We start from the raw sequence: 23,717 nt of genomic DNA on the forward strand, positions 1-23,717 counted from the left end.
TCTTTGACTGCGTAGAAGTGGAAGGTTGCTGATACACCCGGCCGCTTTGCCATGGCGAGTGTAAGGAAATTTCCACGGAGTATGTCTATTATTTAAATAGGCGAAAAAGGAGGGAAAATTATGGCAAAAGAAAAAATTCGTATTCGTTTAAAAGCTTATGATCACCGTATTTTAGATCAATCTGCAGAGAAAATCGTTGAAACAGCGAAACGTTCTGGTGCTTCTGTATCTGGTCCGATTCCGTTACCAACTGAGAAATCAATTTACACGATCCTTCGTGCGGTTCATAAATACAAAGATTCTCGTGAGCAATTCGAAATGCGCACTCACAAACGTTTAATCGATATCGTGAATCCAACTCCACAAACAGTTGATTCATTAATGAGACTAGATTTACCATCTGGCGTTGATATTGAAATCAAACTTTAATAAAATTATATATAAATTCAGGAGGTGTGACTTATGACTAAAGGAATCTTAGGGAAAAAGATCGGTATGACACAAGTATTTGCTGAAAACGGCGAGTTAATTCCAGTAACTGTAATCGAAGCTACTCCAAACGTGGTTTTACAAAAGAAAACTACTGAAACTGATAGCTACGAAGCTATCCAAATCGGTTTCGCTGACAAACGTGAAAAATTAGCTAACAAACCAGAAAAAGGGCACTCTGCTAAGGCAAACACTGCACCTAAGCGCTTCGTTCGTGAACTTCGCAACGCTGATGTATCAGCTTATGAAGTTGGTCAAGAAGTCAAAGTAGATATTTTTGCAAATGGTGACATCGTTGATGTAACTGGAACTTCAAAAGGTAAAGGATTCCAAGGTAGCATTAAGCGCCACGGACAATCTCGTGGACCAATGTCTCACGGTTCTCGTTACCACCGTCGTCCAGGTTCAATGGGTCCTGTTGCTCCGAACCGTGTATTCAAAAACAAAGCTTTACCTGGTCAAATGGGTGGAGAAAAAGTAACTGTACAAAACCTTCAAATCGTTAAAGTTGACGTTGAACGTAACTTACTTTTAGTAAAAGGTAATGTACCAGGTTCTAAAAAATCTTACGTAACAATCCGTACTGCGGTTAAATCTAAATAATTAATTTAGAAGAAAGGAGGAAATAAAATGCCTAAAGTTACTATGTTTAATCAAACAGGTGCTCAAGTAGGAGAAATCGAATTAGCTGATGCTGTATTCGGAATCGCTCCAAACGAACACGCTTTATTTGATGCTGTAATGATGCAACGTGCATCTTTACGTCAAGGTACTCACAAAGTTAAAACACGTTCTGAAGTACGTGGTGGTGGTCGCAAACCATGGAGACAAAAAGGAACTGGCCGTGCTCGTCAAGGTTCAATCCGTTCTCCACAATGGCGTGGTGGTGGTATCGTATTCGGTCCAGCTCCAAGATCATACTCTTATAAATTACCTAAAAAAGTACGTCGCTTAGCGATTAAATCTGCTTTATCTACTAAAGTATTAGAACAAAGCATGCTAGTTCTTGAAGATTTAGCGTTAAACGCACCAAAAACAAAAGATATGGTTACTGTTTTAACTGGCTTATCAGTTGCTAAGAAAGTTTTAATCGTAACAGCTGACTTAAATGAAAACGTAGCTTTATCTGCTCGCAATATCCCTGGAATCACAGTACTTGCAGCAAATGAAGTAAACGTAATCGACGTTTTACATCATGATACATTAATCATGACTAAAGCTGCGGTGGAAAAAGTAGAGGAGGTGCTTGCGTAATGAAGGATCCTCGTGATATTATCAAACGCCCAGTTATCACTGAAGCTTCTATGGAAGCAATCGCTGAAAAAAAATACACTTTTGAAGTAGATGTAAGAGCTAATAAAACTGAAGTTAAAGATGCTGTTGAAGCAATCTTCGGTGTTAAAGTAGAAAAAGTTAACGTAATGAACTACAAAGGTAAGTTTAAACGTATGGGTAAACATGCTGGTTACACAAACCGTCGTAGAAAAGCAATCGTTAAATTAACTGCTGATAGCCAAGAAATTACATTATTCGAAGGCGTTTAATACTAACTACTAGAAAAGGAGGGAAATTACGATGGGAATCAAAAAGTATAAACCAACCACTAACGGTCGCCGTGGTATGACTACTAATGATTTTGCTGAGATCACTACTGATAAACCAGAAAAATCATTATTAGCTCCACTTAGTAAAAAAGCTGGCCGTAATAACCAAGGTAAAATTACTGTTCGTCACCAAGGTGGTGGACACAAACGTCAATACCGTATCATCGATTTCAAACGAGATAAAGATGGTATACCAGGACGCGTTGCTACAATCGAGTACGATCCAAACCGTTCTGCAAACATTGCGTTAATTAACTACGCTGATGGAGAAAAACGTTACATCCTAGCTCCTAAAAACTTAGTAGTAGGAATGGAAATCGTTTCAGGTCCTGAAGCAGATATTAAAGTAGGTAACGCTTTACCACTTGTAAACATTCCAGTAGGTACTACAATCCACAACATCGAGTTAAAACCAGGTCGTGGAGGACAATTAGTACGTTCAGCTGGTACTTCTGCTCAAGTATTAGGTAAAGAAGATCGTTATGTACTAGTTCGTTTAAACTCTGGTGAAGTACGTATGATTTTAGCAACTTGCCGCGCGACAGTAGGTCAAGTTGGTAACGAACATCACGAACTTATTAACATCGGTAAAGCAGGTCGTTCTCGTTGGATGGGTAAACGCCCAACTGTACGTGGATCTGTAATGAACCCAGTTGATCACCCACACGGTGGTGGTGAAGGACGCTCTCCAATCGGACGTAAATCACCAATGTCTCCATGGGGTAAACCAACTCTTGGTTACAAAACTCGTAAGAAAAACAAAGCGTCAGACAAGTTTATCGTTCGTCGTCGTAAAAAATAACGCGATTGTGCTACGGTTCACTAGAACCGTAGGTCAATCACGAAGGGAGGTACCACAATGGGACGCAGCCTGAAAAAAGGTCCATTTATTGATGATCACTTATTAGCTAAAGTTGAGAAATTAAACGAGACTGACTCTAAGCAAGTTGTTAAAACTTGGTCACGTCGTTCGACTATTTTCCCACAATTTATCGGACATACTATTGCAGTATACGATGGTCGTAAACACGTACCTGTATATGTATCGGAAGATATGGTAGGTCACAAACTTGGTGAATTTGCTCCAACTCGTACTTATAAAGGTCACGATGCGGATGACAAGAAAACTAGAAGATAATGAGAGGAGGCACTCCAATGCAAGCTAAAGCTGTACTGAGAACAGTTCGTATCGCTCCTCGTAAAGTTCGTCTAGTAGTCGATTTAATCCGAGGTAAACAAGTTGGCGAAGCGATCGCAATCCTTCGACACACACCAAAAACTGCTTCTCCTGTTGTAGAAAAATTATTAAAATCTGCTATTGCTAACGCAGAGCATAACTATGATATGGATGTTAATAACTTATACATCGAAAAAGTATTCGTTGATGAAGGTGCTACTTTAAAACGTTTCCGCCCTCGTGCACAAGGACGTGCTAGCGCAATCAACAAACGCACAAGCCACATTACAATCGTGGTATCAGAGAAGAAGGAGGGATAATCGATGGGACAAAAGGTAAATCCAGTCGGACTTCGTGTTGGTATTATTAAAGATTGGGAATCTAAATGGTACGCTGAAAAAGATTACGCTGATCTTTTACATGAAGATATCAAAATTCGTGAGTACATCAGCACTCGTTTAAAAGATTCTGCTGTTTCTAAAGTAGAAATCGAAAGAGCTGCTAACCGTGTAAACATTACTGTTCACACTGCAAAACCAGGTATGGTAATCGGTAAAGGTGGTTCGGAAGTTGAAGCTCTTCGTAAAGCTTTAAACAACCTTACTGGCAAACGTGTTCATATCAACATCATCGAAATTAAAAGAGCAGATCTTGATGCTAAATTAGTAGCTGAAAACATCGCTCGCCAATTAGAAAATCGTGTTTCTTTCCGTCGTGCTCAAAAGCAAGTACTTCAACGTGCTATGCGTGCTGGTGCATTAGGAATCAAAACACAAGTTTCTGGTCGTCTTGGCGGAGCAGATATCGCTCGTTCTGAATCATATAGCGAAGGTACAGTGCCACTTCATACATTACGTGCAGACATCGACTATGCAACTGCAGAAGCAGATACAACATACGGTAAACTTGGCGTAAAAGTATGGATCTACAAAGGTGAAGTTCTTCCTACAAAAAAGAAAGCTTCTGAGGAAGGAGGAAATTAATTATGTTAATGCCTAAACGTGTTAAATATAGAAGAGAGCATCGTGGAAAAATGCGTGGACGTGCCAAAGGTGGTACTGAAATTGCATTCGGTGAATTCGGTTTACAATCAACTGAAGCTTCTTGGATTACTAACCGTCAAATTGAAGCAGCGCGTCGTGCAATGACTCGTTACATGAAACGTGGCGGTAAAGTATGGATTAAAATCTTCCCTTCTAAGCCTTACACAGCTAAACCTCTTGAGGTTCGTATGGGTAGCGGTAAAGGTGCTCCAGAAGGTTGGGTAGCAGTCGTTAAACCAGGAAAAATTATGTTCGAAATCGCTGGTGTATCTGAAGAAGTAGCTCGTGAAGCACTACGCTTAGCAGCTCACAAATTACCAGTTAAATGTAAGTTTGTAAAACGTGAAGACAATGGTGGTGATTCTAATGAAAACTAATGAGATTCGCGATCTTACCACTGCTGAAATTGAACTAAAAGTGAAATCTCTTAAAGAAGAGTTATTCAATCTTCGTTTCCAATTAGCTACAGGACAATTAGAGAACACTGCTCGTATCCGCGAGGTTCGTAAAGCAATTGCTCGTATGAAAACTGTAGTTCGTGAAAGAGAAATTAACTCTAATAATTAATAATGAGGGGAGGTTTGCCCAGTGAGCGAACGTAACCAACGTAAAGTTTACACAGGACGTGTAGTTTCTGATAAGATGGATAAGACAATTACTGTTGTAGTTGAGACTTATAAAACACATAAACTATACGGAAAACGCGTTAAATATTCTAAGAAATATAAAACGCACGATGAGCTAAACACTGCAAAAGTTGGCGATATCGTAAAAATCATGGAGACTCGTCCATTATCAGCTACAAAACGTTTCCGTTTAGTTGAAATCGTAGAAGAAGCTGTTATTATCTAATAGATGATCGGATATCATTCTCAATCCGAAAGGAGGTCAATTTGACATGATCCAACAAGAAACTCGTTTAAAAGTTGCTGACAATTCAGGTGCACGTGAATTACTTACTATTAAAGTATTAGGTGGTTCAGGCCGTAAAACTGCTAACATCGGTGATATCATCGTATGTACAGTAAAACAAGCAACACCAGGTGGCGTTGTTAAAAAAGGTGATGTAGTTAAAGCCGTTATCGTTCGTACGAAACGCGGTGTTCGTCGTCCAGACGGTACTTACATCAAATTTGATGAAAACGCAGCTGTTATCATTAAAGATGATAAGAGCCCACGTGGTACTCGTATTTTCGGACCAGTTGCACGTGAATTACGTGATAGCAACTTCATGAAAATCGTATCATTAGCTCCAGAAGTACTTTAATTAATGTACTTTAATAAATACTTCAGAAAGCCTTATTAAGGAGGTGCACGAAGAAGATGCATGTAAAAAAAGGTGATAAAGTTCAAGTTATCTCTGGTAAAGACAAAGGAAAACAAGGTGTTATCCTTGCTGCTTTTCCAAAGAATAACCGCGTACTAGTTGAAGGTGTTAACATCATTAAAAAACACTCAAAACCTACTCAAGCTAACCCACAAGGTGGCATCATCGAGAAAGAAGCACCAATCCATGTTTCTAATGTTATGGCATTAGATCCAAAAACTGGAGTACCTACACGCGTAGGTTACCAATTAGTGGATGGTAAAAAAGTACGTATTGCAAAAAAATCAGGCGAATTACTTGATAAATAATAGAAATTTATGAAAGGAGGTCAACTGAATGAACCGCCTAGTCGAGAAATATCAAAATGAAATCACTCCTGCTCTAGTGAGCAAGTTTAACTATAAATCAGTTATGCAAGTGCCAAAAATTGAAAAGATCGTCATCAACATGGGTGTTGGTGAGGCTGTTTCAAATTCAAAAGCATTAGATACTGCTGTTGAGGAATTAACTTTAATCGCAGGTCAAAAACCTGTGGTAACTAGAGCTAAAAAATCAATCGCACAATTCCGTCTTCGTGAAGGAATGCCTATCGGTGCTAAAGTTACATTACGCGGTGAGCGTATGTACGAATTCTTTGAGAAATTAGTTTCTGTAACATTACCTCGTGTACGTGACTTCCGTGGAATCTCTAAAAAAGCATTCGATGGCCGTGGAAACTACACTTTAGGTGTTAAAGAGCAATTAATCTTCCCAGAGATCGATTATGATAAAGTAAACAAAGTACGTGGTATGGACATCGTTATTGTAACTACTGCAAATACTGATGAAGAAGCTCGTGAAATGCTAACATTATTCGGAATGCCTTTTCAAAAATAATGAAAGCCAGCGCTAAAGAAGAGGAGGCGAAAACGTGGCTAAAAAATCAATGATTGCGAAACAAAAACGTGCTCAGAAATTTAAAGTACAAGAGTATACACGTTGCGAACGTTGCGGACGTCCACACTCAGTATTACGTAAATTTAAACTTTGCCGTATTTGTTTCCGTGAACTTGCTTATAAAGGACAAATCCCTGGCGTTAAAAAAGCTAGTTGGTAATTCTATAGATATTAGGAAGGAGGTTATCTGAACATGGTCATGACAGATCCTATTGCAGATATGCTTACTCGCATTCGTAATGCGAACATGGTACGTCACGAGAAATTAGAATTCCCAGGTTCTAACCTAAAGAAAGAAGTTGCTGAAATTCTAAAACGTGAAGGTTTCATCCGTGACGTTGAGTACATTGAAGATGATAAACAAGGTATCATCCGTATTTTCTTAAAATATGGTGTGAACAACGAACGTGTTATCACTGGATTAAAAAGAATCTCTAAGCCTGGCTTACGTGTATACGCGAAAGCTGACGAAGTACCTCGCGTACTTAACGGTTTAGGTGTTGCTATTGTTTCAACATCTAAAGGTGTAATGACAGATAAAGAAGCTCGTCAAGCAAAAACTGGTGGCGAAATCTTAGCATACGTTTGGTAATATAACACAGAGAGAATGGAGGTGTAGTGAATGTCTCGTGTTGGTAAAAAAGAACTTGTAATTCCTGCTGGAGTTACTCTTACTAATAACAACAATACTATTACAGTAAAAGGACCTAAAGGTGAGTTAACTCGTACTTTTAGCCCTGATATGACAATCGAAGTTAACGAGAACGTATTATCAGTTGCACGTCCAACTGATAACAAAGAGCACCGTGCTCTTCATGGTACAACTCGTGCTATCTTAGGTAACATGGTTGAAGGTGTAACTAATGGTTATACTCGTAACCTTGAATTAGTTGGGGTTGGTTACCGTGCAACTAAAACAGGTGACAAACTTGTTCTAGCTGTTGGTTATTCTCACCCAGTTGAGATCACTCCTGAAAAAGGTGTTGAAATCGAAGTACCTTCAAATACTAAAATCAGTATTAAAGGTATCGACAAAGAACGTGTAGGCGCTCTTGCTGCTTACATCCGTCAAGTACGTCCACCAGAGCCTTACAAAGGTAAAGGTATTCGTTACGAAGGCGAAATGGTTCGTCGTAAAGAAGGTAAAACTGCGAAGTAATCTATAACTAGATAAGAGAAAGGAGTGACCAAGATGATCTTTAAGGCTGATAAAAATGCAGTACGTAAAAAAAGACATGCTCGTGTTCGTACTAAATTATCTGGTACTCAAGAACGTCCACGTTTAAACGTTTACCGTTCAAACAACCATATCTATGCTCAAATCATTGATGATGTTAATGGTGTAACATTAGCAAGTGCATCAACTTTAGATAAAGAATTAACTTTAAATGGTACTGGCAATATCGAAGCAGCAACATTAGTTGGTAGTTTAGTTGCAAAACGCGCTACTGAAAAAGGTGTTTCTGTAGTTGTATTCGACCGCGGTGGTTACTTATATCATGGTCGCGTAAAAGCTTTAGCTGAAGCTGCTCGTGAAGCTGGTTTACAATTTTAATAAAAGAAGGAGGGACATACATGCGTCGCATTGATCCTAATAAATTAGAGCTTGAAGAACGCTTAGTTACGATCAACCGTGTTGCTAAAGTTGTAAAAGGTGGACGTCGTTTCCGCTTTGCAGCATTAGTAGTTGTTGGTGACAAAAACGGTCATGTAGGTTTTGGTACTGGTAAAGCTCAAGAAGTACCTGATGCTATTCGTAAAGCTGTTGAAGATGCTAAGAAAAACCTAATTAACGTACCAATCGTTGGAACTACAATTCCTCACGTAATTACTGGTCGTTTTGGAGCTGGTGAAGTATTCTTAAAACCTGCTTCTGAAGGTACTGGAGTTATCGCTGGAGGTCCTGTTCGTGCGGTATTAGAACTTGCTGGGGTACATGATATTTTATCTAAATCTCTTGGTTCTAACACACCAGTAAACATTGTACGTGCTACTATCGAAGGTTTAAGTAACTTAAAACGTGCGGATGAAGTTGCAAAACTACGTGGTAAATCTGTAGAAGAATTACTAGGTTAATAAGGAGGGATAACGATGGCTAAACAGTTAGAAATTACCCTTACTCGCAGTGTAATTGGTCGTAAACAAGATCAAATCGCAACAGTTCGTGCTTTAGGTATTACTAAAACAAACCAAACTGTTGTTAAACAAGATAACGCTGCAATGCGTGGGATGATTAACAAAGTTTCTCACCTTGTATCTGTAAAAGAAATTTAATTGAACATGAATAAGTAAGGAGGTGCCCTAATGAAACTTCATGAATTAAAACCTACAGAAGGTTCTCGTAAAGTATCTAAACGTATCGGTCGTGGTATTGGTTCAGGTACTGGTAAAACTGCTGGTAAAGGTCATAAAGGACAAAACGCTCGTTCAGGTGGCGGTGTTCGTCTTGGATTTGAAGGTGGTCAAACTCCTTTATTCCGTCGTTTACCAAAACGTGGTTTCACTAACATCAACCGTAAAGATTACGCAATCGTTAATGTTGAAACGTTAAATCGCTTCGAAAACGGAACTGAAGTAACTCCTGAGTTACTGATCGAAACTGGTATCGTTCGTAAAGAATTAGCTGGTATTAAGATTTTAGGTAAAGGTAAGTTAGAAGTTAAACTTACTGTTAAAGCTCACAAGTTCTCATCTTCTGCGGTAGAGGCAATCGAAGCAGCTGGTGGAAATGCTGAGGTGATCTAAAATGTTCCGGACAATCTCCAACTTTATGCGCATTGCAGATATTAGAAAAAAAATATTCTTTACGTTATTAATGTTAATTGTATTTCGTATTGGAACGTTTATACCTGTTCCAAACGTCAACGCCGATGTATTAGCATCACAAGATAGCTCAAGCATCTTTGGTGTTCTAAACACATTCGGTGGAGGAGCTCTTAAACAGTTCTCGATTTTTGCAATGGGTATAATGCCGTACATTACTGCTTCAATCATTATTCAGTTACTTCAAATGGACGTTGTTCCGAAGTTAACTGAATGGTCGAAGCAAGGTGAGATTGGTCGACGTAAATTGACTCAACTGACTAGATACATCACAATTATTCTTGGTTTTGTAGAAGCAATTGGATTATCAATCAGTATGAACAATATTACTGGCGGAATGTTAATTGAAAATCCAGGTTGGTCAACCTATCTTTATATAGCAATTGTACTAACAGCTGGAACATCTTTCTTATTGTGGTTAGGTGAGCAGATTACTGCTAAAGGTGTAGGGAACGGTATATCAGTTATCATCTTTGGCGGTATAGTTGCTGCTATGCCTAATACAATGAGTCAAGTCTATCAGCAACAATTTAAAGGTGCTGGTGACGCGCTATTCTTAAACATCGTGAAAGTTGGCCTAGTGGTTTTAGTTTTACTATTAGTAATCGTAGCTGTAATTTATATTCAACAAGCTAATCGTAAAATTCCAATTCAATATGCTAAACGTAACAATGGTAATAATAGTTATGTCGGAGGACAATCTACTCACTTGCCATTAAAAGTAAATGGCGCTGGGGTTATTCCGGTAATCTTCGCTGTTTCATTTTTAATTACTCCATCAACAATTGCATCGTTCTTACCAAGTAACAATGTGACTGAATGGATTAAAACGCACTTTACGTATAACAATCCATGGGGTATGGCATTTTATTTAATCTTGATCGTTGCTTTCACATATTTTTATACTTTTGTTCAGGCAAACCCAGAGCAAATGGCTGAAAATCTTCAGAAGCAAGGTGGCTACATCCCGGGTATTCGCCCAGGTAAGAGCACTCAAGAATATATCATTAAAGTCTTATATCGTTTAACTTTCGTAGGAGCAATTTTCTTAGCTGTCATCGCTTTATTACCAATTGTATTTGGTAAAGTTGCGAACTTACCACCTTCAGCTCAAATTGGAGGAACAAGTTTACTAATCGTAGTCGGAGTTGCGCTTGAAACAATGAAACAATTAGAAAGTCAGCTTGTTAAGAGAAACTACAAAGGCTTTATTAAAGAACGAGCATAGGGATATGATTAATTCCCTATTGCTCACCTAATTTTGAGGAGGATTAACCATGAATTTAATTCTTATGGGGCTTCCTGGTGCAGGCAAAGGCACACAAGCTGAGAAAATTGTCGAAAAATACGGCATTCCTCATATATCTACTGGTGATATGTTCCGTGCAGCGATTAAAGACGGCACTGAACTAGGTCTTCAAGCAAAATCGTTTATGGATCAAGGTCATCTTGTTCCCGATGAGGTAACAATTGGTATTGTACGTGAACGATTAGCTAAAGATGATTGCCAAAGTGGTTTTTTACTGGATGGTTTTCCTAGAACAGTTGCGCAGGCTGAAGCACTAGAAGAGACTCTGAAAGTAATGAATCGTAAAATTGACTTCGTGTTAAACATTCATGTAGACCAACAACTTTTAATTGAACGTTTAACAGGTCGTCGTATTTGCAAAGAGTGTGGAGCAACTTATCATTTAATTTTCAATCCACCTGTTGAAGAGGGTGTTTGCCCAAAATGTGGCGGAGAACTTTATCAACGTGCGGATGATAATGAAGAAACAGTTGCAAATCGCCTTGAAGTAAATATCAAACAAACTCAGCCTTTACTTGATTTCTACAATAATCTTGGTTATGTAAAAACAATTGAAGGTGAACAAGAGATTACTAAAGTCTTCAACGACATTGATAATCTTTTAAAAGAGTTAGTTTAATAATTGAACGATAAGATCGTCGTTCCTTGTGTATGACGTATTGTTGTTTCGTCAAAACTGATACTGTTATAAAAGCTTAAACATAGCTTTGCTTGGAACGATTGATATAATATAGGTCTTTAGTAGGCCAAAAATCTCCAACATATCAGAGCACTTTGGCTTAATGTTCCTAAGCGTATTTTTGCCTACAAGCAAGCTACTGATTTGAAGAAAGGAGAATGCCCTAATGGCGAAAGATGATGTAATTGAAATTGAAGGTACCGTTACGGAAACACTTCCGAATGCGATGTTCAAGGTTGAATTGGAAAATGGTCATGTAGTTCTTGCACACGTTTCTGGTAAAATTCGTATGAACTTCATTCGTATTCTTCCAGGTGACAAAGTTACTGTAGAACTATCTCCATATGATTTAACTCGTGGCCGTATTACGTACCGTTTTAAATAATAAATATGCACTCCGTAATCTACAAGGAGGTTGAAATCATGAAAGTGAGACCATCAGTAAAACCAATCTGTGAAAAATGTAAAGTTATCCGCAGACGTGGTAAAGTAATGGTAATTTGTGAAAATCCAAAACATAAACAAAAACAAGGTTAATAAAAAAGGAGGTGCACTAGAATGGCTCGTATTGCTGGTGTAGATATTCCTCGCGACAAACGCGTGGTTGTTTCTTTAACTTATGTATACGGAATCGGTCGTGCAACTTCTGAAAAAATCTTAGCTGATGCTGGTATTTCAGAAGACACTCGTGTACGTGATTTAACAGAAGAAGAATTAGGTAAAATTCGTGAATTAATCGACAAGTTGAAAGTTGAAGGGGATCTTCGTCGTGAAGTTTCTTTAAACATTAAACGTCTAATCGAAATCGGTTCATATCGTGGTATTCGCCACCGTCGTAGCTTACCTGTTCGTGGTCAAAACACTAAAAATAATGCTCGTACTCGTAAAGGCCCACGCCGCACAGTAGCGAACAAGAAGAAATAATATTTTTTAAGTAAAGGAGGGTATTCAACATGGCACGTAAAACAAATGTACGTAAACGTCGTGTGAAAAAGAATATTGAAGCTGGTACAGCTCATATTCGTTCAACTTTCAATAACACAATCGTAACAATCACTGATGTTCATGGTAACGCAATTTCTTGGTCAAGCGCTGGATCATTAGGTTTCAAAGGATCTCGTAAATCTACTCCATTCGCTGCACAAATGGCTGCTGAAACTGCTGCTAAAGCTTCTATGGAACACGGTTTAAAAACTCTTGACGTAACTGTTAAAGGTCCGGGTGCTGGTCGTGAGGCTGCTATCCGTGCTCTTCAAGCTGCTGGTCTTGAAGTAACTGCTATCAGAGACGTTACTCCAGTTCCACATAACGGATGCCGTCCACCAAAACGTCGTCGTGTATAATTTGTCTGTATAAGTTTTCAAAAATTGTCTATAATGGATTATGATATATGTTTGGCAAATATTAACAGACATCTCTTGTTGTGCACAATTAGGAACTGCCTAATAGGGACTTTCGGTTAGCTTGGTCTAACCGAGGGTTTCGACGTTTTGAAGGAGGGTTTAAAAAATGATTGAAATCGAAAAGCCGAAAATCGAAACGGTTGAGATCAGTGACGATTCCAAATATGGTAAATTCGTTATTGAACCACTTGAGCGTGGATATGGTACAACGCTAGGTAACTCCTTACGTCGTATCCTTTTATCCTCACTTCCTGGTGCCGCTGTAACTGCTATTCAAATTGATGGTGTGTTACATGAGTTCTCTACAGTTGAAGGTGTTGTAGAAGACGTTACAACAATTATCCTTAATGTTAAAAAACTTGCTCTGAAAATTTATTCAGACGAAGAAAAAACATTAGAAATTGATGTACGCGGTGAAGGGCCAATTACTGCAGCCGATATTACGCATGATAGCGATGTTGAAGTTCTAAATCCAGATCTTCATATTGCAACTCTTGCTAAAGATGCTCATTTACGTATGCGTCTAACTGCTAGACGTGGACGTGGATACATCCCTGCAGATGGTAACAAAAGAGAGGATCAAGCAATAGGTGTTATTCCTATCGACTCGATTTACACTCCAGTGTCTCGTGTCACATACCAAGTTGAAAATACACGTGTGGGACAGGTTTCAAATTTCGATAAGTTAACACTTGATGTTTGGACTGACGGAAGTATTGGACCAAAGGATGCTATCGCACTAGGTTCAAAAATTCTTACTGAACACTTAAACATTTTTGTAGGTTTAACTGACGAAGCTAAAAATGCAGAAATCATGGTCGAAAAAGAAGAAGATCAAAAAGATAAAGTCCTTGAAATGACGATTGAAGAACTTGATCTTTCTGTTCGTTCATATAACTGCTTAAAGCGAGCTGGTATTAATACTGTACAAGAGCTTGCGAATAAGACAGAAGAAGACATGATGAAAGTACGTAACTTAGGTCGTAAGTCTTTAGAAGAAGTAAAACATAAGTTAGAAGAGTTAGGTCTTGGCCTACGTAAAGAAGACTGATTGTAGCTTCGATAAAGGGAGAGGCGTTCTCTTCATGTCTATATGACCCAATTTTGATACTACTTACAAAGGAGGGAACTAGAAATGGGATACAGAAAATTAGGACGTACTAGCTCACAACGTAAAGCTATGTTACGTGACTTAGCTACTGATTTAATTATCAACGAACGTATTCAAACAACTGAGACTCGTGCGAAGGAGTTACGTTCAGTTGTTGAAAAAATGATTACTTTAGGTAAACGTGGAGACTTACACGCTCGTCGTCTAGCTGCTGCTTACATCCGTAATGAAGTTGCTAACGCTGAAAACGGTCAAGACGCTTTACAAAAATTATTTGCTGACATCGCTCCTCGTTACACTGAGCGCCAAGGTGGATACACTCGTATCGCAAAAATTGGTCCTCGTCGTGGAGACGCTGCACCAATGGTTGTTATCGAATTAGTTTAATATTCGAATACAAAAGGGCTCGACGTTTCTTGTAAACATGTCGTTGCCCTTTTTTTCTGTTTACTTTTAGACTATTATATATCTATAAACAATGAGAAATTATAGGTGAACAAATGAGAAAAGATAGTATTAAAGTAGATAACATCTCTTTTAAATATCCACAGGCACAATCAAATGCAGTTCATTCTGTATCATTTAATATAAAAGAAAATGAATGGATCGCTATTGTAGGTCGAAACGGATCTGGAAAGTCAACATTAGCTAAACTTTTAAATGGACTAATATTACCCGAAGAAGGCCAAATTGTAATTGATGAGGAAATTAGCTTGTCAGAAAAAACAATTTGGGACGTGCGAAAGAAAATAGCGATGGTATTTCAAAATCCTGATAATCAGTTTGTAGGTACGACAGTAATAGACGATATTGCATTTGGATTAGAAAACCATGGAATTGAGAAAAAAGAAATGGATCGTCGAATTGAAGAAGTTTTAAACATCGTCAATATGAATGAATTTGTACTCCATGAGCCACACTCTCTTTCTGGTGGCCAAAAACAAAGAGTAGCAATAGCAGGGGCATTAGCAATTCAACCAAGTATATTAATATTAGATGAAGCTACTTCGATGTTAGATCCTTTCGGTAGAAAAGAAGTAATCGAGACAATTCGTGATTTACATAAAGACATTAATATGACTGTTATTTCAATTACTCATGATATAGAAGAAGCAATACATGCAGACCGTATTTTAATTATGCATGATGGTCATTTAGTTCAAAGCGTAACTCCAGAAGAGCTTTTAAAAACAGAGTTTTCTTTAGAGTCGCTTGGATTAGCATCTCCTTTTACAAATAACCTTTCTAGTTTATTAATCGAAAAAGGTTTACCTTTGAGACAAGACCATCTAGAGCAAGAAAGCTTGGTGAGCGAATTATGCAAATTACTTTTGAAAAAGTAGGCTATACTTATCAGCCGAAGACACCTTTTGAGCATCGTGCTCTTTATGATATTGATGTTACGATACCAGATGGCTCATATTATGCTGTAATTGGTCACACTGGCTCAGGTAAATCTACTTTTCTGCAACATTTAAATGGCCTCTTACAACCAACAGAGGGCATCGCTAAAATAGACGATATTACCCTTTTATCAGATAAGAAAAACAAGAATTTAAAATCATTAAGAAAAAAAGTAGGATTAGTTTTTCAGTTTCCTGAGCAGCAATTATTTGAAGAAACTGTAGAGAAAGATATTTGCTTTGGTCCAATGAATTTTGGTGTATCTGAGGATGAAGCAAAAAAAAGAGCTAAAGATTTAATTGAAAAAGTAGGCTTAAGTGAAGAATATTTAATGAAGTCACCATTTGAATTAAGTGGTGGTCAAATGAGAAGGGTTGCAATTGCAGGTGTTTTAGCAATGGAACCAGAAGTTTTAGTTTTGGATGAACCAACTGCTGGTCTTGATCCTAGTGGACAAAAGGCGTTAATGGATATGTTTTACGAATTGCATAAAGAAAAGGGCCTGACGATCATTTTGGTGACGCATAGCATGGAAGATGCAGCGAGATATGCAGATACGATCCATGTGCTTCAAAAAGGGACTACATATTTAAAGGGAAGCCCTTTAGAAGTATTCTCATATGAAAGGGAGTTAGAGGAAATTGGATTACAAATTCCACTTTCTTTAAAGTTCCACCAAGAACTAAATCAAAAATTAGGCATTAATGAAAAAGCTACAAGTTTAACAATCGAACAACTCGCTAATTATATAGCGAATCTTTATAATGGGGAAACAAAATGAATAGTCTAATTATCGGAAAATATATTCCAATCGATTCACTTATTCATCGTCTAGATGCTAGATCAAAACTTCTTACAATGTTCATTTTTATTTGTATCGTTTTCTTAGCAAATAATTTTATAACATACGGTATTTTATTTTTATTTTCAATTGTAATTGTATTGCTATCAAGAGTACCTCTTAATTATTATTTAAAAGGATTAAGAGCAATCTGGTTGTTAGCAGTTTTTACGTTTTTATTGCATGTTTTTACAAATAAAGAGGGACCACTAATTTATCATTTTGGATGGGTCGACATTCATAAAGAAGGAATTATTCAAGGTATTTATATATCTTTGAGATTTTTTCTTTTAGTTTCAATTACCACTTTACTGACATTAACAACAAATCCAATCGAAATCACCGATGGACTTGAGTCATTATTTAACCCATTTAAAAGGTTTGGTCTACCTGTGCATGAAATGGCTTTAATGATGTCAATTTCACTACGATTTATTCCAACGCTTATGGAAGAGACTGAAAAGATTATGAAGGCACAGTCGTCTCGAGGAGTGGATTTCTCTTCAGGACCTATAAAAGACCGGTTAAAAGCATTAGTTTCTTTACTTGTTCCATTATTTATTCATTCATTTAAACGAGCTGAAGACTTAGCAGTTGCGATGGAAGCCAGAGGATACCAAGGCGGAGATGGAAGAACAAAGTTTCGTATTATGAAGTGGCATTTACGGGATACAGCATGTTTTGTTGTATTACTGATATTATTTTTACTATTATTGTTTTTACGTAAGTAATGGAGATAAGTTATGAATCGAATTAAATGTATAATTTCATATGATGGCACACAATTTAATGGATACCAAGTTCAACCTAATCAGAGAACAGTCCAAACAGATTTTGAGAAGGTTCTAACTAAAATGCACAAAGGTAATCCAATAAGAATCCATGCATCTGGTAGGACAGATACAGGTGTACACGCAGTAGGACAAGTAATTCATTTTGATAGTGAATATGACCTTCAACCAGAGCAATGGAAGAGAGCATTAAATGCACAATTACCTAAAGATATTAATGTGAGAAATGTAGAGATCGTCGATGATAATTTTCATTCTAGATTTGACGTCGTTCGGAAAGAATACCGTTATTTTATTTGGAATGAAAAAGACGAAAATGTTTTTTCTAGAAATCATCATTATTTTTTCCCTTTTGATCTAAATATTGTTAAAATGCAAGAAGCATTAGATTGCTTACTAGGTACACATGATTTTAGTTCCTTTTGTGCATCAAATACGGATATTAAGGACAAAGTACGAACGATTTATAAAGGAAGTATTAATAAAACAGATCAGGGGATTGTCATTGCTCTTGAAGGAAATGGTTTTCTTTATAATATGGTAAGAATAATTGTTGGAACATTAATTGAAGTAGGGCAAGGAAAGCGTGATGTAAAAAGTGTAAAAAACGCATTATTAGCACGTAATCGAGCCAAGGCTGGCAAGACTTCACCGCCTAATGGGCTGTTTTTATGGAAAGTTGATTATAACAACTAATCCTGGTGTAACATTTGCTTGACATTAGAAGGTATAAAGTTTAATATTAAATACGGTATTGTTTTAAGAACCACGATTAGCCCCGGAACCAGTCGTGTTAAAGATAAACAATAAAAACAATTTTACTTTATGTATATTGTATTAGGAGGAAAATAGAATGCGCACAACTTATATGGCAAAAGCTAGCGAAGTTGAACGTAAGTGGTTCGTTGTAGACGCTGAAGGAAAAACTTTAGGTCGTCTTGCAACTGAAGTAGCTACTTTACTTCGCGGTAAGCACAAACCAACTTTCACACCACACGTTGATACAGGTGATAACGTAATCATCATCAATGCTGAGAAAGTTCATTTAACAGGAAACAAATTAAACGATAAAATTTACTACCGTCATACAATGTATGCTGGTGGTTTAAAAGAGCGTACAGCTTTAGAAATGCGTACTAACTACCCAGTTAAAATGCTTGAGTTAGCTGTTAAAGGTATGCTTCCAAAAGGACGTCTTGGACGTGCTCAAATTAAAAAATTACACGTGTATGCTGGTAACGAGCATCCACACCAAGCACAAAAACCAGAAGTTTTCGAACTTCGCGGATAATTATAAAAGGAGGGCATTCACATGGCACAAGTACAATACTATGGCACAGGACGTCGTAAAAGCTCAGTAGCTCGTGTACGTTTAGTTCCTGGCGAAGGACGCGTTATCATTAACGGTCGTGATTTTGAAGATTACATCCCATTCGCTGCATTAAGAGAAGTTGTTAAACAACCACTTGTTGCAACTGAAACATTAGGTAGCTATGATATCTTAGTAAACGTTAACGGTGGTGGATACACTGGTCAAGCTGGTGCAATTCGTCACGGTATCTCAAGAGCATTATTACAAGTTGATCCTGAATACCGCGGAACTTTAAAACGCGCTGGATTATTAACTCGTGATGCACGTATGAAAGAACGTAAAAAATACGGTCTTAAAGGTGCACGTAGAGCTCCTCAGTTCTCAAAACGTTAATTTTTATTTATACGTTCAAAACTCCTCTCCACTTTGTGGACAGGAGTTTTTTATTTTGTGGGTTTATTTCATTATGCGTAAATTCCTCTATTTTCAATTCTTCCCCATACTATACTTCCTTTTTCCTATCTTTCCCTTGATTATGGACAGACATTTTTGTATGTCTGGTATTATTTCAAAATGAAGGGGCTTTATTACACGAGCTACTTTTTCTTTTGACCTACTCCTTGTTCAATCCGTTCGACCATTTAACGTTTTTGAAACTTTTTATAATTATTTTAAAAGTGTTTGTAGGTTTTTGTATTGTTTTGTAGGTTTGCATATAGAATTAGTTATGTATTTCATTTATATGTTTGAAAGCGTTAACAAGGGGGATTTATATGAAGAAATTTGGATTAGCTACGCAAATCTTTGTTGCTCTTATATTAGGTATTGTTGTAGGAGCTTTAGTATACGGAAATGAAAAGGCAATATCTTATATTCAACCGATTGGTGATATCTTTATTCATTTAATTAAAATGATCGTTATGCCAATTGTCATTTCAGCTCTAGTAGTAGCTGTAGCAGGTGTAGGGGATATAAAGAAGCTAGGAAAACTTGGTGGAAAAACACTTCTTTATTTTGAAATCATTACGACGATTGCGCTTGGAATTGGATTACTTGCAGCGAATTTATTCCACCCAGGTAAAGGCGTAGATATGAGTCATCTGCAAAAAGGTGATATTTCTGCATATGAACAAACAGCAACTGCAACACAACAAAGTGGTTTTGCAGAAACAATTGTTCATATTTTCCCGAAAAATGTGTTTGAATCAATGGCACAAGGTGATTTATTGCCGATTATTTTCTTCTCTGTTCTATTTGGTTTAGGAGTAGCAGCGATAGGAGATAAAGGAAAGCCAGTTCTTGGATTTTTTGAAGGCGTATTAGAAGCGATGTTTTGGGTTACAAATCAAGTTATGAAAACTGCTCCGTTTGGGGTTTTTGCATTGATTGCTGTAACAGTTGCAAAGTTTGGTGTGAGTACTTTATTACCACTTGGTAAACTTGTTTTAGCTGTTTATATAACTGTGGCATTTTTTGCTATTGTTATTTTAGGTATTAATGCTAAAATGACAGGGACGAATATTTTTACACTTATGAAGATCTTAAAGGAAGAACTGATTCTGTCATTTACAACAGCAAGTTCTGAAGCAGTACTTCCAAATATCATGAAAAAAATGGAAGAGATGGGTTGTCCAAAAGCAATAGTATCTTTTGTTATACCGACAGGGTACTCGTTTAACTTAACGGGTTCAGCGATTTACCAAGCGCTTGCTGCATTATTTGTTGCTCAGATGTACAATATTCACATGTCATTTATGGAGCAGGTAACATTATTATTTGTACTAATGCTTACATCAAAGGGTATGGCTGGTGTCCCTGGTGCATCGTTCGTAGTTGTACTGGCTACACTAGGTTCAATGGGATTACCTTTAGAAGGTATCGCATTAATTGCAGGTATTGATCGTATTTTAGATATGGTTCGTTCTGCAGTAAATGTATTAGGAAACTCGTTAGCAGCCATTACGATGGCGAAATGGGAAGGCGAATACGATAAAGAGAAGGCGCAACAATATATTGATTCTATTAAGGAATCAAAAGTTGCGTAAAGATGGGAGAAAAAACAAATGGCGGCTACTGAAATTAAACCAAACATACGCATTGAAAAAGATTTTTTAGGGGAAAAAGAAATTCCAGCAGATGCCTACTATGGTGTCCAAACATTGCGCGCAGTTGAGAATTTTCCTATTACTGGTTATAAAATTCACGAAGAGCTTATTAAAGCTTTAGCGATTGTAAAGAAGGCAGCAGCACTTGCTAACGTGGAAACAAAACGTCTTTATGAGGGAAATGGTAAAGCGATTGCAGAGGCAGCTCAAGAAATTATTGAGGGCAAATGGCATGATCAGTTCATTGTTGATCCGATTCAAGGTGGCGCAGGAACATCAATGAATATGAATGCAAATGAGGTTATTGCAAATCGTGCGCTTGAAATACTAGATAAAGAAAAAGGTGACTATTTCTGCATTAGTCCAAATACTCATGTAAATATGTCGCAATCTACAAATGATGCATTCCCAACTGCAATTCATATCGCGACTTTAAATATGTTAGATAAATTATTAAACACAATGAATTATATGCGTGATGTATTTGACTTAAAGGCAAAAGAATTTGACCATGTAATTAAGATGGGCCGTACTCACTTACAAGATGCAGTACCAATTCGTTTAGGACAAGAATTCGAAGCATATTCTCGAGTACTTGGACGTGATATAAAACGTATCGAACAATCTCGTCAGCACTTATATGAAGTAAATATGGGAGCTACAGCGGTTGGAACAGGTTTAAATGCAGATCCTCGCTACATTGAACTAGTTGTTAAGCAACTTGCTGAAATAAGCGGATTATCACTTGTTGGAGCTGAGCATCTTGTTGATGCTACTCAAAATACTGATGCTTACACAGAGGTATCTGGTGCTCTTAAAGTTTGTATGATGAATATGTCTAAAATTGCAAACGATTTACGTTTAATGGCTTCTGGTCCTCGTGCAGGTCTTGGGGAAATTTCATTACCAGCGCGTCAACCGGGTTCATCTATTATGCCAGGAAAAGTAAATCCTGTAATGGCTGAAGTAATTAACCAAATTGCATTCCAAGTAATCGGTAATGATCATACAATTTGTTTAGCTTCTGAAGCGGGACAATTAGAATTAAACGTTATGGAGCCAGTTCTTGTATTTAATTTACTTCAATCAATTAACATTATGAATAATGGATTCCGTGCATTTACTGATAATTGTTTAAAAGGAATTGAAGCAAATGAAGACAGAATGAAAGAATATGTAGAAAAGAGCGTTGGTCTAATCACAGCGGTTAATCCACATATCGGTTATGAAGTTGCTGCGAGAATAGCAAGAGAAGCAATTTTAACAGGAAAGCCAATTCGTGAACTTTGCTTAAAATATGACGTATTATCTGAAGAAGAGCTTGATTTAATTTTAGATCCATTTGAAATGACTCACCCTGGTATTGCTGGTGCAGTTCTTTTAGAACGTCAATAAAACAGTCAGTCTGCTGATAAACGCTCACTTTCTATGTTGCTTAGCCTGTTTGCGGTGCTTATACCGCCATGTATGTAACTTTAGCACCGCATCGGGCCATGTACATTGAAAGAAAATTCGTTTTCAATCAGTCTGATAATTAATTATTACAAAGTAAGGGCGAAAAGCCCTTTTTTGCTTAACTAAAAAAGATAAAAATAAAAAGATAGATAAGGGATGGGATTATATGCATAAATTCAAGGTAGGTTCGAATGGAGAAGTGGAGACTACCTTGCGAGGTGCCGAATTATTAGGTGTACCAATGCTTAATAAAGGAGTTGCATTTACTCAAGAGGAACGAAAAGAATTAGGTTTAACAGGATTATTACCGCCAGCTGTACTGACGCTGGAGGAGCAAGCTAAACGGGCTTACGCGCAATTCTCGTCACAACCTACTGATTTGCATAAAAATGTTGCATTATCAGCTTTACATGATCGTAATGAAACATTATTTTATCGAGTACTAACAGATCACTTACCTGAAATGCTTCCAGTTGTTTATACACCAACAGTTGGTTTAGCAATTCAACGTTATAGTAATGAATATAGAAGACCTCGTGGTTTGTATCTTTCTATTAATGAAGAAGATGGTATTGAACAAGCATTTGATCATTATGGCGCAAATGCAGATGAAATTGATTTAATCGTTATTACTGACGGTGAAGGAATATTAGGAATTGGTGACTGGGGAGTTGGTGGTATTAATATCGCAATCGGCAAATTAGCGGTATATACAGCTGCGGCAGGTATTGATCCAGCACGTGTATTACCAGTCGTTTTAGATGTTGGTACTGATCGTGAAGAGCTACTAAATAATCCATTTTATGTTGGAAACCGTCATCCTCGCGTTCGCGATAATCGATATGATGCATTCATTGATAAGTTTGTAACAACTGCTGTTGAAAAATTCCCAAATGCTTTACTTCATTGGGAGGATTTCAGCTCTAAAAATGCACGAAACATATTAGATAAATATCGTCACCATGTTTGTACTTTCAATGATGATATTCAAGGCACAGGAGCAGTATCACTTGCCGCTGTGTTAGCAGCAGTGAATGCATCTGGTATTCCTTTAAGTGAACATCGTGTAGTTGTATTCGGTGCAGGAGCGGCGGGTATTGGAATCGCAGATCAAGTACGTGATGCAATGGTACGTGAAGGCCTGTCATTCGAATTAGCAAACCGCAGATTCTGGTGTATTGACCGAAATGGATTGCTTGCAGAGGATATGGAAGGGTTGTTCGACTTCCAACAACCGTATGCACGCCCAATCGAGGAAAATAACTCAGGTGCAAGCCTAGCAGAAGTTGTAAGCCAAGTTCATCCTACGATCTTAATTGGTACTTCAACTGTTGCCGGTGCATTCACAGAAGAGATTATAAAAGATATGGCAGCACATGTTGAAAGACCTGTAATTTTACCGATGTCAAATCCTACACCACTTGCAGAAGCAAAACCTTCTGATTTAATCAAGTGGACTGAAGGAAGAGCATTGGTAGCAACAGGAAGTCCTTTTGCTCCAGTAACATTTAACAAAACGGTTTATGTAATTGGTCAATCAAATAACGCGCTTATTTTCCCAGGCTTAGGACTTGGAACAAATGTTTCACGCGCTAGTATTATTACTGATGGAATGTTTGCAGCGGCTGCAGAAGCTGTAGCGGAAATGATCGATGTAAGTAAGTTAGGTGCACCTTTACTTCCTCAAATCGAGAATCTACGAACTATTTCTGAAGTAGTTGCGATTGAAGTAGCTAAAGCAGCAGTAGCTGATGGAGTAGCTCGAGTTGTACACGACGATATTGAGCAAGCAGTACGAAACGCAATGTGGGATCCTGCATATCGACCGGTTAAAGCTACAAAAGAATTGGTCACTATATAAAAATAAAAAATACAGCTTGTATGATCAAGCTGTATTTTCTTATGAAA

General features: G+C 37.6%; 38 protein-coding genes. All 38 read left to right on the plus strand.

Going from position 1 to position 23,717, the window contains the following annotated elements; all coding sequences use genetic code 11:
• Positions 1–120: 120 nt before the first annotated feature.
• Complete coding sequence (gene rpsJ / locus CN946_RS18820; RefSeq protein ID WP_088003795.1) at positions 121–429, plus strand: 30S ribosomal protein S10; 309 nt, start codon at positions 121–123, stop codon at positions 427–429.
• 33 nt (positions 430–462) lie between these two features.
• Complete coding sequence (gene rplC / locus CN946_RS18825; RefSeq protein WP_098862513.1) at positions 463–1,092, plus strand: 50S ribosomal protein L3; 630 nt, start codon at positions 463–465, stop codon at positions 1,090–1,092.
• 27 nt (positions 1,093–1,119) lie between these two features.
• Positions 1,120–1,743 carry a 50S ribosomal protein L4 gene (gene rplD / locus CN946_RS18830; protein ID WP_056467413.1) on the plus strand — a complete coding sequence of 208 codons (624 nt, stop codon included), beginning with the start codon at positions 1,120–1,122 and terminating at the stop codon, positions 1,741–1,743.
• A complete protein-coding gene (rplW, locus tag CN946_RS18835) occupies positions 1,743–2,033 on the plus strand; it encodes a 50S ribosomal protein L23 (protein ID WP_056467416.1) in 291 nt (96 codons plus the stop codon). Before rplD ends, rplW begins: the two co-directional genes overlap by 1 nt.
• Before the next feature lie 31 nt (positions 2,034–2,064).
• Complete coding sequence (rplB, locus tag CN946_RS18840; RefSeq protein WP_056467419.1) at positions 2,065–2,895, plus strand: 50S ribosomal protein L2; 831 nt, start codon at positions 2,065–2,067, stop codon at positions 2,893–2,895.
• 57 nt (positions 2,896–2,952) lie between these two features.
• A complete protein-coding gene (gene rpsS / locus CN946_RS18845; protein WP_069033610.1) occupies positions 2,953–3,231 on the plus strand; it encodes a 30S ribosomal protein S19 in 279 nt (92 codons plus the stop codon).
• A 17-nt stretch (positions 3,232–3,248) separates the two neighbouring features.
• Positions 3,249–3,590, plus strand: a complete 342-nt coding sequence (rplV, locus tag CN946_RS18850) for a 50S ribosomal protein L22 (RefSeq protein ID WP_056467425.1) — start codon at positions 3,249–3,251, stop codon at positions 3,588–3,590.
• 3 nt (positions 3,591–3,593) lie between these two features.
• On the plus strand, positions 3,594–4,253 hold the full coding sequence (gene rpsC / locus CN946_RS18855; RefSeq protein ID WP_056467428.1) for a 30S ribosomal protein S3: 660 nt from the start codon (positions 3,594–3,596) through the stop codon (positions 4,251–4,253).
• Positions 4,254–4,255: 2 nt separating this feature from the next.
• Positions 4,256–4,690 carry a 50S ribosomal protein L16 gene (rplP, locus tag CN946_RS18860; protein WP_056467431.1) on the plus strand — a complete coding sequence of 145 codons (435 nt, stop codon included), beginning with the start codon at positions 4,256–4,258 and terminating at the stop codon, positions 4,688–4,690.
• Positions 4,680–4,880: a 50S ribosomal protein L29 gene (gene rpmC / locus CN946_RS18865; protein WP_056467434.1), complete on the plus strand. Its 201-nt coding sequence runs from the start codon at positions 4,680–4,682 to the stop codon at positions 4,878–4,880. The genes rplP and rpmC overlap by 11 nt, the downstream gene beginning before the upstream one ends.
• A 21-nt stretch (positions 4,881–4,901) precedes the next feature.
• On the plus strand, positions 4,902–5,165 hold the full coding sequence (gene rpsQ, locus CN946_RS18870) for a 30S ribosomal protein S17 (RefSeq protein ID WP_098862514.1): 264 nt from the start codon (positions 4,902–4,904) through the stop codon (positions 5,163–5,165).
• A 46-nt stretch (positions 5,166–5,211) separates the two neighbouring features.
• Positions 5,212–5,580: a 50S ribosomal protein L14 gene (gene rplN, locus CN946_RS18875; protein ID WP_056467440.1), complete on the plus strand. Its 369-nt coding sequence runs from the start codon at positions 5,212–5,214 to the stop codon at positions 5,578–5,580.
• A 56-nt stretch (positions 5,581–5,636) separates the two neighbouring features.
• Positions 5,637–5,948: a 50S ribosomal protein L24 gene (rplX, locus tag CN946_RS18880; protein WP_056467443.1), complete on the plus strand. Its 312-nt coding sequence runs from the start codon at positions 5,637–5,639 to the stop codon at positions 5,946–5,948.
• A 28-nt stretch (positions 5,949–5,976) separates the two neighbouring features.
• Positions 5,977–6,516: a 50S ribosomal protein L5 gene (gene rplE / locus CN946_RS18885; RefSeq protein ID WP_069033613.1), complete on the plus strand. Its 540-nt coding sequence runs from the start codon at positions 5,977–5,979 to the stop codon at positions 6,514–6,516.
• Positions 6,517–6,550: 34 nt separating this feature from the next.
• Positions 6,551–6,736 (plus strand): type Z 30S ribosomal protein S14, encoded by a 186-nt coding sequence (locus tag CN946_RS18890; protein WP_056467450.1) that lies wholly within the window; start codon positions 6,551–6,553, stop codon positions 6,734–6,736.
• Positions 6,737–6,769: 33 nt separating this feature from the next.
• Positions 6,770–7,168, plus strand: a complete 399-nt coding sequence (gene rpsH, locus CN946_RS18895) for a 30S ribosomal protein S8 (protein WP_056467453.1) — start codon at positions 6,770–6,772, stop codon at positions 7,166–7,168.
• Positions 7,169–7,198: 30 nt separating this feature from the next.
• Positions 7,199–7,735 (plus strand): 50S ribosomal protein L6, encoded by a 537-nt coding sequence (gene rplF / locus CN946_RS18900; RefSeq protein ID WP_088014601.1) that lies wholly within the window; start codon positions 7,199–7,201, stop codon positions 7,733–7,735.
• A gap of 33 nt (positions 7,736–7,768) precedes the next feature.
• The gene (rplR, locus tag CN946_RS18905) at positions 7,769–8,131 is read left to right on the plus strand and encodes a 50S ribosomal protein L18 (RefSeq protein WP_069033615.1); all 363 of its coding nucleotides are present in this window, start codon (positions 7,769–7,771) and stop codon (positions 8,129–8,131) included.
• Between the two features lie 20 nt (positions 8,132–8,151).
• Positions 8,152–8,652, plus strand: a complete 501-nt coding sequence (gene rpsE / locus CN946_RS18910; protein WP_056467462.1) for a 30S ribosomal protein S5 — start codon at positions 8,152–8,154, stop codon at positions 8,650–8,652.
• Positions 8,653–8,667: 15 nt separating this feature from the next.
• Positions 8,668–8,850 (plus strand): 50S ribosomal protein L30, encoded by a 183-nt coding sequence (rpmD, locus tag CN946_RS18915; RefSeq protein WP_056467464.1) that lies wholly within the window; start codon positions 8,668–8,670, stop codon positions 8,848–8,850.
• A gap of 30 nt (positions 8,851–8,880) precedes the next feature.
• Positions 8,881–9,321 carry a 50S ribosomal protein L15 gene (rplO, locus tag CN946_RS18920; RefSeq protein WP_056467467.1) on the plus strand — a complete coding sequence of 147 codons (441 nt, stop codon included), beginning with the start codon at positions 8,881–8,883 and terminating at the stop codon, positions 9,319–9,321.
• Position 9,322: 1 nt separating this feature from the next.
• Positions 9,323–10,627 (plus strand): preprotein translocase subunit SecY, encoded by a 1,305-nt coding sequence (gene secY, locus CN946_RS18925; RefSeq protein WP_098862515.1) that lies wholly within the window; start codon positions 9,323–9,325, stop codon positions 10,625–10,627.
• Between the two features lie 49 nt (positions 10,628–10,676).
• Entirely contained in the window at positions 10,677–11,327 is a 651-nt protein-coding gene (locus CN946_RS18930) for an adenylate kinase (RefSeq protein WP_098862516.1), read from the plus strand.
• A gap of 226 nt (positions 11,328–11,553) precedes the next feature.
• Positions 11,554–11,772: a translation initiation factor IF-1 gene (gene infA, locus CN946_RS18935; protein WP_056467475.1), complete on the plus strand. Its 219-nt coding sequence runs from the start codon at positions 11,554–11,556 to the stop codon at positions 11,770–11,772.
• A gap of 38 nt (positions 11,773–11,810) precedes the next feature.
• The gene (rpmJ, locus tag CN946_RS18940) at positions 11,811–11,924 is read left to right on the plus strand and encodes a 50S ribosomal protein L36 (RefSeq protein WP_000868344.1); all 114 of its coding nucleotides are present in this window, start codon (positions 11,811–11,813) and stop codon (positions 11,922–11,924) included.
• Positions 11,925–11,945: 21 nt separating this feature from the next.
• Entirely contained in the window at positions 11,946–12,311 is a 366-nt protein-coding gene (rpsM, locus tag CN946_RS18945; protein WP_098232302.1) for a 30S ribosomal protein S13, read from the plus strand.
• 29 nt (positions 12,312–12,340) lie between these two features.
• Positions 12,341–12,730 (plus strand): 30S ribosomal protein S11, encoded by a 390-nt coding sequence (rpsK, locus tag CN946_RS18950; RefSeq protein ID WP_056467481.1) that lies wholly within the window; start codon positions 12,341–12,343, stop codon positions 12,728–12,730.
• A gap of 166 nt (positions 12,731–12,896) precedes the next feature.
• Positions 12,897–13,841 carry a DNA-directed RNA polymerase subunit alpha gene (locus CN946_RS18955; RefSeq protein WP_056467484.1) on the plus strand — a complete coding sequence of 315 codons (945 nt, stop codon included), beginning with the start codon at positions 12,897–12,899 and terminating at the stop codon, positions 13,839–13,841.
• Positions 13,842–13,925: 84 nt separating this feature from the next.
• On the plus strand, positions 13,926–14,288 hold the full coding sequence (gene rplQ, locus CN946_RS18960; RefSeq protein ID WP_056467487.1) for a 50S ribosomal protein L17: 363 nt from the start codon (positions 13,926–13,928) through the stop codon (positions 14,286–14,288).
• A 113-nt stretch (positions 14,289–14,401) separates the two neighbouring features.
• Positions 14,402–15,244 (plus strand): energy-coupling factor ABC transporter ATP-binding protein, encoded by an 843-nt coding sequence (locus CN946_RS18965; RefSeq protein WP_098428736.1) that lies wholly within the window; start codon positions 14,402–14,404, stop codon positions 15,242–15,244.
• Positions 15,220–16,086: an energy-coupling factor ABC transporter ATP-binding protein gene (locus tag CN946_RS18970; protein ID WP_098862517.1), complete on the plus strand. Its 867-nt coding sequence runs from the start codon at positions 15,220–15,222 to the stop codon at positions 16,084–16,086. The genes CN946_RS18965 and CN946_RS18970 overlap by 25 nt, the downstream gene beginning before the upstream one ends.
• Positions 16,083–16,877, plus strand: coding sequence for a cobalt ECF transporter T component CbiQ (gene cbiQ, locus CN946_RS18975; RefSeq protein WP_098862518.1), 795 nt, complete (start codon positions 16,083–16,085; stop codon positions 16,875–16,877). Before CN946_RS18970 ends, cbiQ begins: the two co-directional genes overlap by 4 nt.
• Before the next feature lie 12 nt (positions 16,878–16,889).
• Positions 16,890–17,633, plus strand: a complete 744-nt coding sequence (gene truA / locus CN946_RS18980) for a tRNA pseudouridine(38-40) synthase TruA (protein ID WP_098862519.1) — start codon at positions 16,890–16,892, stop codon at positions 17,631–17,633.
• A gap of 157 nt (positions 17,634–17,790) precedes the next feature.
• Positions 17,791–18,228 carry a 50S ribosomal protein L13 gene (gene rplM, locus CN946_RS18985; protein ID WP_098428732.1) on the plus strand — a complete coding sequence of 146 codons (438 nt, stop codon included), beginning with the start codon at positions 17,791–17,793 and terminating at the stop codon, positions 18,226–18,228.
• A 21-nt stretch (positions 18,229–18,249) separates the two neighbouring features.
• Positions 18,250–18,642 (plus strand): 30S ribosomal protein S9, encoded by a 393-nt coding sequence (gene rpsI / locus CN946_RS18990; protein WP_056467505.1) that lies wholly within the window; start codon positions 18,250–18,252, stop codon positions 18,640–18,642.
• A 380-nt stretch (positions 18,643–19,022) separates the two neighbouring features.
• Entirely contained in the window at positions 19,023–20,294 is a 1,272-nt protein-coding gene (locus tag CN946_RS18995) for a cation:dicarboxylate symporter family transporter (protein WP_098862520.1), read from the plus strand.
• Positions 20,295–20,312: 18 nt separating this feature from the next.
• Positions 20,313–21,749, plus strand: coding sequence for an aspartate ammonia-lyase (gene aspA / locus CN946_RS19000; protein ID WP_098862521.1), 1,437 nt, complete (start codon positions 20,313–20,315; stop codon positions 21,747–21,749).
• Positions 21,750–21,975: 226 nt separating this feature from the next.
• Positions 21,976–23,670 carry an NAD-dependent malic enzyme gene (locus CN946_RS19005; protein ID WP_141546943.1) on the plus strand — a complete coding sequence of 565 codons (1,695 nt, stop codon included), beginning with the start codon at positions 21,976–21,978 and terminating at the stop codon, positions 23,668–23,670.
• The last annotated feature ends 47 nt before the right edge of the window (positions 23,671–23,717 follow it).

The organism is Bacillus sp. AFS053548 (genome assembly GCF_002575105.1).
Lineage (GTDB): Bacteria > Bacillota > Bacilli > Bacillales > Bacillaceae_G > Gottfriedia.

Coding starts and splice junctions, on each gene's coding strand:
- rplM (WP_098428732.1), top strand. CDS start 17,791: ATGCGCACAACTTATATGGCAAAAGCTAGCGAAGTTGAACGTAAGTGG.
- rpmD (WP_056467464.1), top strand. CDS start 8,668: ATGGCTAAACAGTTAGAAATTACCCTTACTCGCAGTGTAATTGGTCGT.
- rplW (WP_056467416.1), top strand. CDS start 1,743: ATGAAGGATCCTCGTGATATTATCAAACGCCCAGTTATCACTGAAGCT.
- CN946_RS18995 (WP_098862520.1), top strand. CDS start 19,023: ATGAAGAAATTTGGATTAGCTACGCAAATCTTTGTTGCTCTTATATTA.
- rpsI (WP_056467505.1), top strand. CDS start 18,250: ATGGCACAAGTACAATACTATGGCACAGGACGTCGTAAAAGCTCAGTA.
- cbiQ (WP_098862518.1), top strand. CDS start 16,083: ATGAATAGTCTAATTATCGGAAAATATATTCCAATCGATTCACTTATT.
- rpsK (WP_056467481.1), top strand. CDS start 12,341: ATGGCACGTAAAACAAATGTACGTAAACGTCGTGTGAAAAAGAATATT.
- aspA (WP_098862521.1), top strand. CDS start 20,313: ATGGCGGCTACTGAAATTAAACCAAACATACGCATTGAAAAAGATTTT.
- infA (WP_056467475.1), top strand. CDS start 11,554: ATGGCGAAAGATGATGTAATTGAAATTGAAGGTACCGTTACGGAAACA.
- rplX (WP_056467443.1), top strand. CDS start 5,637: ATGCATGTAAAAAAAGGTGATAAAGTTCAAGTTATCTCTGGTAAAGAC.
- rplE (WP_069033613.1), top strand. CDS start 5,977: ATGAACCGCCTAGTCGAGAAATATCAAAATGAAATCACTCCTGCTCTA.
- CN946_RS18970 (WP_098862517.1), top strand. CDS start 15,220: ATGCAAATTACTTTTGAAAAAGTAGGCTATACTTATCAGCCGAAGACA.
- rpsJ (WP_088003795.1), top strand. CDS start 121: ATGGCAAAAGAAAAAATTCGTATTCGTTTAAAAGCTTATGATCACCGT.
- rpsH (WP_056467453.1), top strand. CDS start 6,770: ATGGTCATGACAGATCCTATTGCAGATATGCTTACTCGCATTCGTAAT.
- rplN (WP_056467440.1), top strand. CDS start 5,212: ATGATCCAACAAGAAACTCGTTTAAAAGTTGCTGACAATTCAGGTGCA.
- rpmJ (WP_000868344.1), top strand. CDS start 11,811: ATGAAAGTGAGACCATCAGTAAAACCAATCTGTGAAAAATGTAAAGTT.
- rpmC (WP_056467434.1), top strand. CDS start 4,680: ATGAAAACTAATGAGATTCGCGATCTTACCACTGCTGAAATTGAACTA.
- rplD (WP_056467413.1), top strand. CDS start 1,120: ATGCCTAAAGTTACTATGTTTAATCAAACAGGTGCTCAAGTAGGAGAA.
- CN946_RS19005 (WP_141546943.1), top strand. CDS start 21,976: ATGCATAAATTCAAGGTAGGTTCGAATGGAGAAGTGGAGACTACCTTG.
- rpsS (WP_069033610.1), top strand. CDS start 2,953: ATGGGACGCAGCCTGAAAAAAGGTCCATTTATTGATGATCACTTATTA.
- secY (WP_098862515.1), top strand. CDS start 9,323: ATGTTCCGGACAATCTCCAACTTTATGCGCATTGCAGATATTAGAAAA.
- rplO (WP_056467467.1), top strand. CDS start 8,881: ATGAAACTTCATGAATTAAAACCTACAGAAGGTTCTCGTAAAGTATCT.
- rplF (WP_088014601.1), top strand. CDS start 7,199: ATGTCTCGTGTTGGTAAAAAAGAACTTGTAATTCCTGCTGGAGTTACT.
- rplR (WP_069033615.1), top strand. CDS start 7,769: ATGATCTTTAAGGCTGATAAAAATGCAGTACGTAAAAAAAGACATGCT.
- rplQ (WP_056467487.1), top strand. CDS start 13,926: ATGGGATACAGAAAATTAGGACGTACTAGCTCACAACGTAAAGCTATG.
- rplP (WP_056467431.1), top strand. CDS start 4,256: ATGTTAATGCCTAAACGTGTTAAATATAGAAGAGAGCATCGTGGAAAA.
- truA (WP_098862519.1), top strand. CDS start 16,890: ATGAATCGAATTAAATGTATAATTTCATATGATGGCACACAATTTAAT.
- rplC (WP_098862513.1), top strand. CDS start 463: ATGACTAAAGGAATCTTAGGGAAAAAGATCGGTATGACACAAGTATTT.
- rplB (WP_056467419.1), top strand. CDS start 2,065: ATGGGAATCAAAAAGTATAAACCAACCACTAACGGTCGCCGTGGTATG.
- rplV (WP_056467425.1), top strand. CDS start 3,249: ATGCAAGCTAAAGCTGTACTGAGAACAGTTCGTATCGCTCCTCGTAAA.
- CN946_RS18955 (WP_056467484.1), top strand. CDS start 12,897: ATGATTGAAATCGAAAAGCCGAAAATCGAAACGGTTGAGATCAGTGAC.
- rpsE (WP_056467462.1), top strand. CDS start 8,152: ATGCGTCGCATTGATCCTAATAAATTAGAGCTTGAAGAACGCTTAGTT.
- rpsM (WP_098232302.1), top strand. CDS start 11,946: ATGGCTCGTATTGCTGGTGTAGATATTCCTCGCGACAAACGCGTGGTT.
- CN946_RS18965 (WP_098428736.1), top strand. CDS start 14,402: ATGAGAAAAGATAGTATTAAAGTAGATAACATCTCTTTTAAATATCCA.
- CN946_RS18930 (WP_098862516.1), top strand. CDS start 10,677: ATGAATTTAATTCTTATGGGGCTTCCTGGTGCAGGCAAAGGCACACAA.
- rpsC (WP_056467428.1), top strand. CDS start 3,594: ATGGGACAAAAGGTAAATCCAGTCGGACTTCGTGTTGGTATTATTAAA.